Origin of the sequence: Nonomuraea typhae (assembly GCF_009760925.1) — a bacterium.
In the GTDB taxonomy this organism is placed as follows: Bacteria; Actinomycetota; Actinomycetes; order Streptosporangiales; family Streptosporangiaceae; genus Nonomuraea; species Nonomuraea typhae.
In genome coordinates this window covers 219,097-233,367 of record NZ_VRLV01000020.1, presented here as the reverse complement: position 1 = coordinate 233,367, position 14,271 = coordinate 219,097, and the positions used below count along the sequence as shown (strand labels likewise).

At 72.6% G+C, this 14,271-nt stretch carries 13 protein-coding genes; 8 read left to right on the top strand and 5 right to left on the bottom strand.

Features of this window, described 5'->3' with window-relative positions; genetic code table 11:
• Nucleotides 1-280: 280 nt before the first annotated feature.
• The 6 genes from FVE25_RS48130 to FVE25_RS48105 all read left to right on the top strand — a co-directional run bounded on the left by FVE25_RS48130 (nucleotide 281) and on the right by FVE25_RS48105 (nucleotide 7,305).
• On the top strand, nucleotides 281-2,812 hold the full coding sequence (locus FVE25_RS48130) for an ATP-dependent Clp protease ATP-binding subunit (protein WP_157254246.1): 2,532 nt from the start codon (nucleotides 281-283) through the stop codon (nucleotides 2,810-2,812).
• 71 nt (nucleotides 2,813-2,883) lie between these two features.
• Complete coding sequence (locus FVE25_RS54130; RefSeq protein WP_181019951.1) at nucleotides 2,884-3,972, top strand: D-alanyl-D-alanine carboxypeptidase family protein; 1,089 nt, start codon at nucleotides 2,884-2,886, stop codon at nucleotides 3,970-3,972.
• 38 nt (nucleotides 3,973-4,010) lie between these two features.
• Nucleotides 4,011-4,355 carry an MmcQ/YjbR family DNA-binding protein gene (locus FVE25_RS48120; RefSeq protein ID WP_157254245.1) on the top strand — a complete coding sequence of 115 codons (345 nt, stop codon included), beginning with the start codon at nucleotides 4,011-4,013 and terminating at the stop codon, nucleotides 4,353-4,355.
• Nucleotides 4,356-4,478: 123 nt separating this feature from the next.
• The gene (locus FVE25_RS48115) at nucleotides 4,479-5,117 is read left to right on the top strand and encodes a GOLPH3/VPS74 family protein (RefSeq protein WP_157254244.1); all 639 of its coding nucleotides are present in this window, start codon (nucleotides 4,479-4,481) and stop codon (nucleotides 5,115-5,117) included.
• A gap of 125 nt (nucleotides 5,118-5,242) precedes the next feature.
• A complete protein-coding gene (locus FVE25_RS48110; protein ID WP_157254243.1) occupies nucleotides 5,243-6,715 on the top strand; it encodes an APC family permease in 1,473 nt (490 codons plus the stop codon).
• A 17-nt stretch (nucleotides 6,716-6,732) separates the two neighbouring features.
• Nucleotides 6,733-7,305 (top strand): GNAT family N-acetyltransferase, encoded by a 573-nt coding sequence (locus FVE25_RS48105; RefSeq protein ID WP_157254242.1) that lies wholly within the window; start codon nucleotides 6,733-6,735, stop codon nucleotides 7,303-7,305.
• A 34-nt stretch (nucleotides 7,306-7,339) separates the two neighbouring features.
• Here FVE25_RS48105 and def read toward each other — a convergent pair whose 3' ends face one another.
• Nucleotides 7,340-7,864, bottom strand: a complete 525-nt coding sequence (gene def, locus FVE25_RS48100) for a peptide deformylase (RefSeq protein ID WP_181019950.1) — start codon at nucleotides 7,862-7,864, stop codon at nucleotides 7,340-7,342.
• 134 nt (nucleotides 7,865-7,998) lie between these two features.
• Here def and FVE25_RS48095 point away from each other — a divergent pair, with 134 nt between their 5' ends.
• Nucleotides 7,999-8,793: a class I SAM-dependent methyltransferase gene (locus tag FVE25_RS48095; protein ID WP_157254240.1), complete on the top strand. Its 795-nt coding sequence runs from the start codon at nucleotides 7,999-8,001 to the stop codon at nucleotides 8,791-8,793.
• A 10-nt stretch (nucleotides 8,794-8,803) separates the two neighbouring features.
• On the opposite strand, the gene FVE25_RS48090 is transcribed toward FVE25_RS48095, so the two are convergent.
• Nucleotides 8,804-9,322 (bottom strand): hypothetical protein, encoded by a 519-nt coding sequence (locus FVE25_RS48090; protein WP_157254239.1) that lies wholly within the window; start codon nucleotides 9,320-9,322, stop codon nucleotides 8,804-8,806.
• 60 nt (nucleotides 9,323-9,382) lie between these two features.
• Here FVE25_RS48090 and FVE25_RS48085 point away from each other — a divergent pair, with 60 nt between their 5' ends.
• Nucleotides 9,383-10,306 (top strand): GNAT family N-acetyltransferase, encoded by a 924-nt coding sequence (locus tag FVE25_RS48085; protein WP_157254238.1) that lies wholly within the window; start codon nucleotides 9,383-9,385, stop codon nucleotides 10,304-10,306.
• Between the two features lie 4 nt (nucleotides 10,307-10,310).
• Here FVE25_RS48085 and FVE25_RS48080 read toward each other — a convergent pair whose 3' ends face one another.
• The 3 genes from FVE25_RS48080 to FVE25_RS48070 are packed head-to-tail and all read right to left on the bottom strand — an operon-like array spanning nucleotide 10,311 to nucleotide 14,208.
• Nucleotides 10,311-11,048, bottom strand: a complete 738-nt coding sequence (locus FVE25_RS48080; protein WP_157254237.1) for a nucleotidyltransferase domain-containing protein — start codon at nucleotides 11,046-11,048, stop codon at nucleotides 10,311-10,313.
• The gene (locus FVE25_RS48075) at nucleotides 11,045-11,683 is read right to left on the bottom strand and encodes a nucleotidyltransferase domain-containing protein (protein WP_157254236.1); all 639 of its coding nucleotides are present in this window, start codon (nucleotides 11,681-11,683) and stop codon (nucleotides 11,045-11,047) included. The genes FVE25_RS48080 and FVE25_RS48075 overlap by 4 nt, the downstream gene beginning before the upstream one ends.
• Nucleotides 11,680-14,208 carry an MXAN_6230/SCO0854 family RING domain-containing protein gene (locus FVE25_RS48070; RefSeq protein WP_157254235.1) on the bottom strand — a complete coding sequence of 843 codons (2,529 nt, stop codon included), beginning with the start codon at nucleotides 14,206-14,208 and terminating at the stop codon, nucleotides 11,680-11,682. Before FVE25_RS48070 ends, FVE25_RS48075 begins: the two co-directional genes overlap by 4 nt.
• Between the last annotated feature and the right edge of the window lie 63 nt (nucleotides 14,209-14,271).

Below are 14,271 nucleotides of genomic sequence, written 5' to 3'. Positions count from 1 at the left end.
CCGCCCGGACCTGACCCCACCCCGCACCGCCCGGACCTGACCCCACCCCGCACCGCCCGGACCTGACCCCACCCCGCACCGCCCGGACCTGACCCCACCTCGCACCGCCCGGACCTGACCCCACCTCGCACCGCCCGGGCCCGCTCCGCCTCACAGGTCAACCCCGCTCCGGCCGCCGCCTCCTCCTCGCCCAGCCCTCTCCTGGCCGAGGAACTTTGCGGAAATCTGGGGTTGTTTGTCCGTGTTTGCGGTTATGGGCCCTCCGGAGAGAGGAGAGGTTATGTCGGACTCGGCGCCGTTCGGGGCGTTCTTTGGCAGGGATCCCTTCCGCGGATTCGAGGAACTCACGGGCCGGGTGTTCGGGGGAATGGACGCCTGGCCGCCGTCGCGGCCCAGCGTGCAGCGGGTGGACGTGGGCAAGCTGCTCAGCCAGTCCGCCCGCCAGTTGCTCAGCACCGCCCTGGAGATCGCCGCCGAACGCGGCGCCCCCGACCTGGACGTGCTCGACCTGCTCGACGCCGCCACCCGTGACGACCCGGCCCGCGGCATCCTGCAGAGCGCCGGGCTGGACGCCGACCGCCTGCGCGACCGCATCGCCTCCCTGGCCGGCGGCGGCGTGCCGGGCCAGCCGCCGGACACCCTGAGCCCGGCCGCCAAGCGCGCCGTCCTCGACGCCCAGCGCATCTCCCGGGCCCTCGGCTCCTCCTACATCGGCCCCGAGCACCTGGTGCTGGCCCTGGCCGCCAATCCCGACTCCGCCGCCGCCCGCCTGCTGGCCGAGCAGGGCGTCTCGGCCAACGAACTGCAGCAGGCCCTCGTGTCCGGCGCCGCGCCGGATCGGCGCGCCGACGGCCGGCCGGGCAAGGGGGAGACCCCGGCGCTCGACGAGTACGGCCGTGACCTCACGGAAGAGGCCAGGCAGGGCAAGATCGACCCGGTCGTCGGCCGCGAGGACGAGATCGAGCAGGCCATCGAGGTGCTCTCGCGCCGCACCAAGAACAACCCGGTCCTCATCGGCGAGCCGGGCGTCGGCAAGACCGCCATCGTCGAGGGCATCGCCCAGCGCATCGTCAACGGCAGCGTCCCCGACACGCTCAAGGACCGCCGCGTGATCGCCCTCGACCTGACCGGGATGGTCGCCGGGTCGAAGTACCGGGGCGAGTTCGAGGAGCGCATCAAGAAGGTCATCGACGAGGTGCGCGCGCACGCCGACGAGACGATCGTCTTCATCGACGAGGTCCACACGCTGGTCGGCGCCGGCTCGGCGGAGGGCGGCATGGACGCCGCCAACATCCTCAAGCCGGCCCTGGCCCGCGGCGAGCTGCACGTCATCGCCGCCACCACGATCGACGAGTACCGCAAGAACATCGAGAAGGACGCCGCCCTGGAGCGCCGCTTCCAGCCGATCCTGGTGCCCGAGCCGACGGTCGAGCAGACGATCGAGATCCTGGCCGGGCTGCGTGACGCCTACGAGGCCCACCACCAGGTCCGCATCACCGACGAGGCGCTCGACGCCGCCGCCACCCTCTCCGACCGCTACATCTCCGACCGGTTCCTGCCGGACAAGGCGATCGACCTCATGGACCAGTCCGCGGCGAGGGTACGGCTGCGCGCCCGCACCCCGGCCGCCGACGTGCGCGAGCTGCAGGAGCGCCTGGACAGCCTGCGCCGGGAGAAGGACCAGGCCGTCGCCGGCGACGACTTCGACCGGGCCAAGGACCTCACGCGCGAGATCGACAAGCTCCGCCCCGAGCTGGAGAACGCCCGTCACGGCCACGACGACGTGCCGCTGGTGGTGGTGGCCGACATCGCGGAGGTCGTCTCCCGCCGCACCGGCATCCCGGTCGCCCAGCTCACCGAGGAGGAGCGCGACCGGCTCATGCGCCTGGAGGAGCACCTCCACCAGCGGGTCATCGGCCAGGACGAGGCCGTTTCCGCGATCTCCGAGGCGGTACGGCGGGCCCGCGCGGGCCTGTCGGACCCCAACCGGCCCATCGGCAGCTTCCTGTTCCTCGGCCCCACCGGCGTGGGCAAGACCGAGCTGGCCAGGGCGCTGGCCGCGGCTCTGTTCGGCGGCGAGGACCACATGGTCCGCATCGACATGAGCGAGTTCCAGGAGCGGCACACGGTCTCCCGGCTGATCGGCGCGCCGCCCGGGTACGTGGGCTACGAGGAGGCCGGTCAGTTGACCGAGGCGGTGCGCCGCCGCCCGCACGGGGTCGTCCTGCTGGACGAGATCGAGAAGGCGCACCCGGACGTCATGAACATCCTGCTGCAGATGCTCGACGACGGCCGCCTCACCGACGGCCAGGGCCGCACGGTCGACTTCACCAACACGATCGTCATCATGACGAGCAACATCGGCGCCCAGCTCATCCTGGACTCCACCGGCGACGACGCCGCCCTCGAGGGGCAGCTCATGGACGTGCTGCGGCACTCCCTGCGGCCCGAGCTGCTGAACCGCATCGACGAGACGATCATCTTCAAGCGTCTGGAGAAGACGCAGCTGCGGCAGATCGTCGATCTGCTGCTGGAGAAGACCCGTCGGCGCCTGCGCGGCCAGGACATCGCGCTGGAGGTGACCGAGCAGGCCAAGGACTGGCTGGCCGAGCGGGGCTACCAGCCGGAGTTCGGGGCCCGCCCGCTGCGCCGTACCGTGCAGAGGGAGCTCGACAACAGGCTCTCGACCATGGTGCTGACGGGGGAGGTGGGCGAGGGCGGCACGGTCCGGGTCGACGTCGGCGACGGCGAGCTCACCCTGGTCGCCGAGATGCCCGAAGCGGCCGCCGAGCCCGAGGAGTCGCGCGCCTGACGATCGTGTGGAGGCGGCCCATCTGACGGGGCGGGCCGCCTCCTTCGGCAGGTTCTGGTAGTTATGGTCGGGTGCGAATCAAGCCCTGGACCGCGCTGGCGGTAGCCGTACCCCTGGTGGCCGGATGCGCGGCAGGACCCGCGGAAGGGTCGCGGGCGCACGCCGGGACCCCCGCCCCCGCCTCGACCCCGGATCGGAAGAAACCTGTGGTGACCAGCTCGTCGAAGACCCCTCGCCCCTCTGCGCGCCCGGCCAGGCCGCCCGCGGTGCCGGCGGGCACGACGGCGGGGTATGTCGTCTTCGACCGGTCCACCGGGAAGATCGTCGCGCACCAGAACGCGCGCAGGAGGTTCCGGTCGGCGTCGGTGAGCAAGATCCTCATCGCGATCGACTACCTGGAGCGGAACAAGACCGTCCCGGCGGCCGACGCGCGGTCACTGCAGGTCATGCTGCGCTCCAGCGACGACGGCGCCGCCACCGGCTTCTGGAACCGCGGGGGCAAGGGCGCGATCATCACCCGTACGGCCCGCAGGCTCGGCCTGACGGAGACCGGGCCGCCGCCCGCCGCCAAGCCCGGCTTCTGGGGATATGTCACCCTGAGCGCGCGGGACATCGTCACGATCTACCGCTACCTGCTCGACACCGCCGACCCGCGCGTGCGCGACCTGATCCTCGGCCACCTCCGCAAGGCCACGAAGTGCGGCACGGATGGATTCGACCAGTATTTCGGGATCCCGGGCGCGGTTCCCCGCCCGTGGGCGGTCAAGCAGGGCTGGTCCGGGTTCGGCCTGACCCCGCCGGTGCGCTGCTCGCAGGCGGGCGCCGCCTCGTCGGACGTGCGCCCGGCCGTCCTGCCCGCCGTTCCCGCAGGTGCCGCCATCCCCGCAGGTGCCGCCGTTCCCGCCCGCGCCGTTGTTCCCGCCAGCGCGGGGGCGCCCATCGGGGGCGGGCCCCTCAGCGTCATGGCGGCCGCCGCCCGGGGCACGAACGTCCCCGACTACGGTCACCCGGTGCTGCACACCACCGGCCTGGTCGGCAAGGACGAGCGCTTCGTCATGGCCCTGCTCACCGCGCACCCGGCGGGCGGCACCTGGGACGCCTCGGTCAAACGCGTCAACCGGATCGCCGCCGGCCTCTACCGCGGCCTGCGCACCGGCTAGGGGCGGGATTGTCGGTGCCGCTGGCTAGGGTCGGCGCTGTGATCACAGTAGAGGACGTGCGGCGGCTGGCCGTGACGTTGCCCCGCTCGTCGGAGCACCTCATCCGCGACCGGATCAAGTTCCGGGTGGGCCGGATCGTCTACGTCGCCTTCTCCCGCGACGAGACCGTCATGGGGTTCGGCTTCCCGAAGGAGGAGCGGGCGGCGCTGGTCGCGGCCGAGCCGGCCAAGTTCCTCATGCCGTCCGAGGGTGACCTGCGCTATCACTGGGTGCTGGCCAGGATGGACGTCCTCGACGAGGCGGAGATGCGGGAGCTGGTCGTGGAGGCGTGGCGGATGACCGTCCCCAAAAAGGTGTATACGGAATATCTCGCCAGGCAATAAAACAAGATTCTAAAACATGGGCCCCGATTAAATGGGACTAGCCCGGAGATCACCCTTCTGATAGATATTTCGCTGGTCATCTGACGCGAGTATCCAATATCGGGCTTCCTCTAAGGGTGGATCATGCGGGCGCTAGCCGACGAGCTGTTCCTGGTCGGCTGGGACACCACGAGCACAGGGCGTCCTCGGCTGCATGTTCAGGGCATTGAGCTGGGGCTGGCCGGTGCCCTGATCGGCGAGCTGGTGCTGGCCGGGCGGGTGGCGGTGCACGGCTCCTCGGTGCGGCCGGTCGATCCGCGGCCGCTCCAGGAGATCGTCGCCGACCGGGTGCTGAGCGACATGGGGAGCATGCCGCAGCACACCGATCTGCGCACGTGGCTGGTTTACCTGGCGCAACGGGCCGTGGAAGACGTTTCCGGGAGAATGATCCTGTCCGGATTCCTGGAACGTGAAGCGCCGAAACTCTGGCGCCGTAAACCCAGCCGTTTTTTCGCCGTGGATTTCGGTCCGGCCGCATGGCCCAGGACGCGCCTCCACATGGCGCTCACCCGCTGGCAGCCGCTGGACCCGCACGACATGGCGCTGGCCTCGCTGGTGGAGGCGTGCGGGATGACGGACGTCGTGGTGGAGGATCCCGCCGACCGGCGCACCGCGCGGCGCCACCTCACCACCGTCCTGGCCGCGCTGCCCCAGCCGCTCACCGACCTGGCCCGGCACGTCCAGGCCGCCGTCGGCGACGCCGTGCTGACCTACCGCACCTGAAACCGTTGCCACCTGAACTCGCTCGCACCTGAAACCGTACGGCGCCGCCGTCCGCACATCACTCCCAGGGGTCACACATCACCAAGAAGCCCGAAATATCCGGATAACGCATAGAAAGGAAGCCGATGGACTCCCCCCAGCCAGACCCGATCAGCCGCGCCCTGGCCGCAGATCGGCTCGGCGCACCCTCCGTCGTGTACTTCGTCCTGTCCGCCGCCGCCCCGCTCACCGTCGTCGCGGGGGTGATCACCACCGGCTACTCCGTCACCCAGATCACCGGCCTGCCCGTCGCGTTCCTGATCGTGGGGCTCGTGCTGATGCTGTTCGCGGTCGGCTACGTGGCGATGGCCCGGCACATGGCCAACGCGGGCGCCTTCTACACCTACGTGAGCCGCGGCCTGGGCCGCCCCGCCGGCATCGCCTCCGCCTGGGTCGCGCTGATCGCCTACAACGCGCTGCAGGTCGGCCTTTACGGGGCGTTCGGGGCGGCGTCCGTCCCGATCGTCGAGCGGTGGTTCGGCGTGGCGCCGCCCTGGTGGGCGCTGTCGCTGATCACCTGGGCCCTGGTCGCGATCCTGGGCGTCATGCGGGTCGACGTCAACAGCCGGCTGCTGGCCGTACTGCTGACGCTCGAGGTCGCCGTCATCCTCCTGTTCGACCTCGCGGACGTCGTCAGCCCGGCGCCCGGCGGCCTGTCCGTCGAGACGCTCTCCCCGGCGGCCTTGCTCGTCCCCGGGATCGGCGCCCTGCTCGTGATCGGGACCCTGGGCTTCGTCGGCTTCGAGTCGTCGGTGGTGTTCTCGGAGGAGAGCCGCGACCCGCGCCGGACCGTCCCGCTCGCCACGTACTCCTCGATCGCCATCATCGCCGTCCTCTACGCGCTGTCGGCGTGGGCCATGACGGCCGCCACCGGCCCGGCCGGCATCGTGGCCGCCTCCCAGCAGAACGGCGCCGAGACGATCTTCGTGCTGGCCGGTGAACGGCTGGGTTCCGTGGTCGTGGACATCGCCCGCGTGCTCTTCGCCACCAGCGTCTTCGCCGCGATGCTCTCCTTCCACAACACCACCGCCCGCTACTTCTTCGCCCTCGGCCGCGAGCGCGTGCTCCCGGCGTTCTTCGGCCGCACCCGGCCCAGCAGCGGCGCGCCGCAGGCCGGCTCGATCGCGCAGAGCGTCCTCGGCCTGATCGTGATCGTCCTCTACGCCGTCCTCGGCCTGGACCCGCTCGTGCAGCTGTTCTTCTACGGCGGCGCGTTCGGCGGCTTCGGCATCCTGCTGCTGATCTTCACCACCTCGATCGCGATCATCGTGTTCTTCGCCCGCAACTCCCTCGGCGAGAGCCCCGTCCGGCGCCTGGCGGCCCCGGTGCCCGCGGCGATCCTGCTGGCGGTGATGGTCTGGCTGGGGTGGACGAACTTCGACATCCTGCTCGGCGTGCCGCCCGGCACGGCGCTGGCCTGGATCCTGCCGCTGGTCTACGTGGCGGCGGCCGTGCTGGGCATCGTGTGGGCGCTGATCCTGCGCGCCGGGCAACCGGCCGTCTACTCGCTGGTCGGCATGGGGGCCAAGGCGCCCACCGCGTTCAAGGCGGCGCAGTGAGCTCTAACCTGGACCCCATGAGCGTGCCCATCCGCCGCGCGGGAGCACCGGACGCCGAGATGGTCGCGGAGCTGATCGCCACCGCGTTCGCCGGCCTCAAGGTGGTCCGTTACCTGCTGCCCGAGCCGGAGCGGCGCCAGGAGATCATGGCGGCGAACTTCCGCATCCTCGTCGAGCACGCCGTCGAGCACGGCGTCATCGACGTGGTCGCGGACGCCCCCGCCGTCGCCGTCTGGTTCCCGCGTACGGCTCCCGCCCCCGAACCCCCCGACTACGACCGCAGGCTCGAGGAGGCGGTGGGCGGCGCCGTCGGCCGCTTCCGCGAACTTGACGAGCAGTTCGAGAAGCACCACCCGGAGGCGCCGCACCACCATCTGGCCTTCCTGGCCGTGCACCCCGATCAGCAGAGCCGCGGCCTCGGCTCGGCCCTGCTGGCCCACCACCACGCCACGCTGGAGGGCGTCCCCGCCTACCTGGAGGCCAGCAGCCCCCGGGCTCGCGACCTGTATCTGCGGCACGGATACGCCGAGCGCGAGCCGTTCGCCATGGGCGACGGCACGTTGTTCTGGCCCATGTGGCGCGCGTCCTAGCCGCCGCGCGACCGGGCCCGGAGCCGGGCCCGGTTCAGGCGGTGGCGGTCAGCGACTCCTCGTACGCCTTGAGCACCTGCTTGCGCTTCTTGGCCGGCAGCCGGTCGATGTAGAGGTGCCCGTCGAGGTGGTCGGTCTCGTGCTGGAGGCAGCGGGCCATCAGCCCGGTGCCCTCGACGGTGACCGGCTCGCCCTTGACGTCGAAGCCGTGCACCCGCGCGTGGTCGGCGCGGGGGAGGGGGGCGTACTGGCCGGGCACCGACAGGCAGCCCTCGTCACCGGGGTCGAGGCTGCGCTCGCCGACCGGCGGCAGCTCGAGCACGGGGTTGACGACGACGCCGACCTGGTTCACCCCGTCGGCGTCGGGGCAGTCGTAGACGAAGACGCGCAGGCCGACGCCGATCTGGTTGGCGGCCAGGCCCACGCCCTTGGCCGCGTACATGCTGGCGAACATGTCGTCGACGAGCGCCGCCAGCGACTCGTCGAACCGGGTGACCGGCTCGCAGGGGGTGTGCAGCACCGGATCCCCGACATACACGATCGGACGGACCTCTCCCACGTCTGACGCCTCCCTAGCTGCGAACGCTTCGCAACAAGTGTACGGCACAGCTCATCTCGTTATATAAGACGAATCTTCCCATGCAGTGAGATGTGACTAGGGTTGCGGATGTCGAGAACAAGGGAGTCCCCCAGATGTCCGCCGTATACACGCATGGCCACCACGAGTCCGTCCTGCGCTCGCACCGGTGGCGCACCGCCGAGAACTCGGCCGCCTACCTGCTGCCCAGCCTGCTCCCGCACATGAGCCTGCTGGACGTGGGCGCCGGCCCCGGCACGATCACCGCCGGCCTGGCCGCCCGCGTCGCCCGCGTCACCGCCGCGGAGGTCACCGCCGAGGCGCTGGAGCTGTCCAGGGCCGAGATCGCCGCGAGGGGCCTGGAGAACGCCGACTTCGCCGTGGCCGACGTGCACGCGCTGCCGTTCGCCGACGAGACCTTCTGCGTGACCCACGCCCACCAGGTGCTGCAGCACGTCGGCGACCCGGTGCGGGCGCTGCGGGAGATGCGCAGGGTCACCAAGCCCACCGGCCTCGTCGCCGCGCGCGACAGCGACTACGCCGCCTTCGCCTGGTACCCGCGGCTGCCGGAGCTGGATGAGTGGATGACCCTCTACCAGACGGCCGCCCGCGCCAACGGCGGCGAACCCGACGCGGGCCGCCGCCTGCTGTCGTGGGCCCGCGAGGCCGGGTTCACCGACGTCACCGCGACCTCGTCCACCTGGTGCTTCGCCACGCCGGACGACCGGGCGTGGTGGGGCGGCATGTGGGCGGAACGCATTGAGTCCTCGGCCATGGCCCACCAGGCGGTGGCCACCGGCCTGGCCACCCCAGCCGACCTCGCCGGGCTGGCCGGGGGCTGGCGGGAGTGGGCGGCGCACCCGGACGGCTGGATGTCCATCCTCCACGGCGAGATCCTGTGCCGCGTCTAGGACCGGAGGCTCAGAGCAGGCGGGTGCGCTGCCAGGCGGGGTCGCGGTAGAGGACCACGTCGGTGCCGTCGAGCAGCTCGTCCGGCGCCGAGATCATGGTGATCTCCCCGCTGGCCTGCATCTCCAGCAGCAGGTCGCGCACGCGCGGCCCCACCGGCAGGCGGCCGAGGGGCAGATCCAGCCCGGAGCGGATGGTGTCGGCGATCTCCGACAGGTGGAACGGCCCCTCGAACCCGGCCACCACGCCCCGGACCGTCGACATCGTGATGAGCTGCTCGGCCTCGGAGTGCGCGAGCTGCCAGATGATCTGCTCGCGGCGGCCGCCGGTGCCCGCGCATCCGGTGCAGGGGCCGGTCACCCCGGGTGCGGGCGCCTCCTCTCCGGTGCCGAGGCAACTGGTGCAGCGGTCGTTCTCGGCGGCGTGGAGCTCGGCGGGCATGCGGTCGGCGAAGGAGGCGCCGCACGCGCACACGTAGGCGCCGTCGCCGAGGAGGACGCCGCCGGGGGCGAGCGAGATCGAGTGATTCATCGTCGATGACTCTACTCGCTCCTTGCTAGAGTCCCCCGACCATTAAATTGTGGAGGACTTGTGCGCTTTCGCCCCGCCGTCGAGGCCGACCTCGACCGCCTGCTCGCCTGCACCGTCGAGGACGGCATCAGCTGGGCCGATCCGGAACGCCTGAAGACCTTCCTGGCCGACGGCCAGTACCGCTACGAGCGGATCTGGGTGGCCGAGCAGGACGGCCGCATCCTGGCCCGCGCCGTCTGGTGGAGCTTCGCCGGCAACCCGCAGCCGATGGCGCTGGACTGCGTCTACGTGGACGCCTCCGTCGAGGACCGCGTCGGCCTGGCCGCCGCCCTGCTCACCCGCGCGCACGAGGCGTACGGCGAGCGGCCCGCCTACCACGTGTTCCTGCCCAACGGCTGGCGCGAGCGGCCCAGGGCGGCCGCGGCCATCGCCTGGCGGCAGGAGGCGGCGGCCCGCGCCGGGCTCACCTCCGAGCTGGAGCGGCTGCGCTACGCATGGACGCCCGACGACCCGCTGCCCGAGCCGTCGCGGCGCCTGGTCTTCCGGCACGAGGACGACGACGAGGTCTTCGCCGAGGCGTTCCGCCGCGTGGCCGAGGGCACGCTCGACCACGAGACCCGGCAGGCCCTGCTCACCAAGGACCCGCTCACCCAGGCCAGGGAGGACGTCGAGGACTACAAGCAGATGCCCGGCGACCGCGCCTGGTGGATGCTGGCCCACACGCCCGCGGGCGACCTGGTGGGGATCGCGCTGCCGTCGGCCAACAACGGCGGCCCGGTCGTGGGCTACCTCGGCGTCGTCCCGGAACACCGGGGACGGGGCTACGCCGACGACCTGCTGGGCGAGATCACCCGCTTTCTCGCCGGCCGCGGCGCGCGGCGCATCGCCGCCGACACGGACCGGGGCAACGTGCCGATGGCCAGGTCGTTCGAGCGCCTCGGGTACCGGAACTACTCGATCCGCCTCGTGCTGTCGGCCGGGTAGCCGCTCATCCCGCCGCCAGGCGGTGCCGTACCACGAGGTCGTGCAGGGCCGCGTGCGCGGTCGCCGCCTCCGGCAGCGGCGCGCCGGCCTGCGCCTCGACCAGGGCGGCGGTCATGCGCTCCACGTCCGCCTCGGCCGTCGCCAGCTCGGGCGCGGCGCCGTGCTCGGCCTCCCGCTTCGCCTCCACCAGCTCGCCCAGGTACGGCGGGCCGTACGCGAACAACCGGGTCAGATCGGCCTCCAGCTCCCCGCTGCGCATGAGGTGGATGCCGGTGGCCAGCACCCGGAACGTGTACAGCAGAGGCTTCAGCTCGCCCGTCTTGCCGAACAGCCGCCACTGGGTGCGCGCGAATCCCAGGTAGTGGTGGCCGTGGTGGCGGGTCAGGCACTGCGGCGCCAGCGCGGTCAGCTCCTCGTGCACCGGGGAGGTGGTCACGACCAGCGGCGACAGCAGCTGCTCGAGCACGTAGCCGTTGCGGTTGAGCAGCAGCCGGCAGAACTTGGCCAGGTCGTGGGTGACCAGGTCCACCTCGACGCCGTCGTGCGTCCAGGTGCGGTCGATCGTCTCCGGCCCGGTGCGCAGCCCGACGACCTCCGGCAGCGGCAGCACGTGCGCGCCGCGCAGGTCCACGTCGGAGTCACGCGAGGGGAACCCGTACAGGTGCGCGCCGCTCACGGTCGCGAACACCAGGGGGTACGGCTGGGCCGCCGGGACCTCCGGCAGCCAGGCGGGCAGGCTCACAGGTGCGCTCTCCTCACATCCATCAGGAACTCCTCGACCGCCGCCCGGTCGGGCGCCTCGGGCAGCACACCGGCCGCCGACTCGTATCCGGCCACCAGCCGGGCCCGCCAGGCGGTCACCTCCGCCCACGGCACCTCGCCCCGTTTGACGGCCAGCAGCCGGTCGCGGTCCGCGCCGACGTGGAGGGCCGGTTCGCCGTGCCGTACCAGGTGCAGGCCGCTCTTCAGCAGGCGGATCATGTGCATGGCCTGCTTCCACTTGGGCGCGGCCGGGTCCAGGCGGCGGAACTGGGCGTCGGCGTAGCCGCAGAACGTCTGGGCCGCCCGCTGCCACAGGAAGGCCGTGCGCATCGCCCGCAGCCGCTCGCCGAACGGCGTCACCACCTCGACGAGCGGCGACCACAGGCACTCCAGGACCGTCGGGTTGGCCTCCAGCGCCAGCGCGCAGAACCGCTCGACCTCCCACGAGAACTGCTCGGGCAGCGGGCCGTCGCGGTGGGCCGGCGGCTTGTCCAGGCGCCAGAACGCCGGCGTCGGGGCGACGAAGACGCCGCGGCGGTCGGTGTCGGAGGCGTCGGTCTCCAGGCCGTAGGCGCGCGAGCCGGCGATCACCGACAGGATCAGGTCGTCGCTCATGGCGCCAGCCCGCTGAGCAGATCGGCGGCCTCCAGCCTGCGCCCGGCGGCGGTCTCGGGGTAGAGCGCGTAAACCTGCGCCTCGGCGGGCACCTCGACGTCCCCGTGCACCAGCGCAGCCAGGGCGACCTCGCCGGGCGGGGCCTCGGCGGGGGCGGCTTCGGCGCGGGCGATCAGGCGGGCGGCGAAGCCGGCGACGGGCTCGCCGGGACGCCTCCGGTAGGTGACCAGGCCGCCGTCGCGCCGCCGTACCAGCACCTCCTCGGCGCGACCGGCCGCATGCCAGCAGGCCAGCTCCCACATCGTCACCCGCTCGAGGAAGGCGTCCTGCAGCGCCCGGCCGAGGCTCGCCAGCTCGCGCTCGCTCTCGGCCACCCGGTGGCCGAAGCCGGAGGCGGACAGGTTGACGTCGGCCCACCGGATCGTCCGCGTCTGCAGGTCGGCCACGAGCGGGACCAGGATCTTGGCCGGTCCGCCCAGGTCGAAACGCTGCCGGACGGCCACCGGGTCGAACAGTCCCTCCTCCGGGCGCTCCATGAACCCGGCGAACCCGCGGACCAGCTCCTCGAAGGGCACGTCGTTGTAGCTGAACACGATCGGAACCAGATAGCGGCCGTGCGGCTCACGCAGGTCCACGTCGATGAACTCCGACGAGCCCAGCGGCAGGGGCGCCGAGGTCAGGTCGCCCGAATGCGTCAGCCAGCCGCCCAGCCGCAGGTTCGTGTAGTCGCACAGCCCGGCGAAGCGCCACCGCTCGTCGAACACGGCCACCGACAGGTCGAGGTCCACGACGTCGGTCGCCTGCTCGGCCCAGTGCAGGAAGAACCGCAGCCGCCGACTCTCCGGGATCGGCTGGACCGTCCCGCGCGTCAGCCGTACCAGCGCCTTGGCCGCGCCGCGCTCCGACGTGGGCGCGACGAGGTCGGCCAGCCCCTCGTCGAGCAGCACGCGCCGCAGCGGCGGCAGCGCCGACGCCCGCCGCAGCAGCTCGCCGGCCAGCACCTGCTCGGTCTCCAGCACCGTCTCGTCCGCCAGGGGCGTCCGCTCGTCGAGCACGCTCCAGAACCTCGCGGTCCCGCCGCGCGGCAGGAACAGCCGCCACCGGCCCGGCGCGGCCCGCACCTGCCCGAGGGCCGCCAGGAGCAGCCCGGGCGCCACCCGCCGCACCACCTCCCGCAGCCGGGCGGGAGGCAGGGTCTCGGGGGCCAGGCGCAGCAGCTGCGACAGCCGGCGCACCAGCTCGCCGGGACGGGCGGCGAGAACGTCCACGGCCGCGCCGTACCGCTTCTCGGCCAGGGCCCGCTCGACGCGGGAGCCGAACGTCGTCCCCCGCAGCCGGCCGCCGGACACCTCGACAGCGTCGGGGTGACGGGCGGCCACCGCCAGCATCGACCGCCCGAACGGCGTGCCGTCGTCCACCGGGGTGCCGCGCAGCGCGGCGAACGCCAGCGCGGCCACCGGGTGGCGGCGGTGGTGCTCGTGCGGGTGCAGCACCTCGCCCATCCGCACCCACGGCCGGGCGTGCCGCCGCAGGTCCTCCATCAGGTACGGCAGCGCCATCCGGTCCAGGCAGGCCAGCGCGATCCGGCGCAGGGGCCTGGGGAGCGCCGGGCGCGCGGGGTGCGTGCGCAGGCCGGGGTCGGCGCCCGTCAGCTCGTACAGCAGGCGCAGCACGTCGGTGGCGGTGTCCAGGCGGGCGTGGAGCACGTCCACGGCGCCGTGCCGGGCGGCCACGCCGAGCGCGACGGCCAGGGTCTCCTTGACCGGGATCGCCGTTTCCGCCAGCCAGGCGGCCGACTGCGGCCAGCACGCCTCGAGGAGGCCGCGCAGGTCGTCCCGCTCGTGCGCGGGCATCGGGGTGCGGCGTTCCAGCAGCGAGACGGCCAGCTCGCGGCAGGCGGCGACGGCGTCCTCGCACCAGCCGAGCACGCCGATCGGGTGGTTCAGGGAGCCGCGCGCGCGGGGGCCGGGCTGGGGCGCGGGCCGCAGGAACGGGTCGCCGGGCGACAGCCGCCGGTGGCAGATGGGGCAGGCGCTGTAGTCGGCGCCGTCCCAGCAGAGGCGGCAGACCAGGTGCGCGCAGGGGGAGACCGGATGGACGGTGCGGCGCTCGCCGCACAGGACACACGGTTGCTCGGGCCGCTGCGTGAGCAGGCTGAAGACCCGCCGCACATAGAACTCATACGTGTCAGCAGGCACGCTTTCCGGAAATTTCCTGAAAAGGGGGACGTGATCCGACCAAACGCCCACCTCAGTCCGGACCGAGTACAGCAGGCGGCGGCCCGCCCTGGCCAGGTCCGCCGGGCCCAGTTTCGCCAGGGCGGCGCGCAGGGGCGCCGAGATCAGGAAGCCGAGCTGGAGCAGCTCGCCCTCCAGCGCCGCCACTCCGCCGGGGACGTCCCCCGGGACCAGGGGCACGTCCTTGCGCAGCCTGCCCGTGGGCGGACGCTCCCGCCCGTCGGCGAGCATCGCGTCCACGGCGACCAGGCGCCGCGTGCGCAGCAGGATCTCGGCGACAGCGCTCATCCCGGTATTCCCCCTCCCGGAAGACACATGCGGGAGGCCGCGCGTGGCACGGCCTCCCGAGGG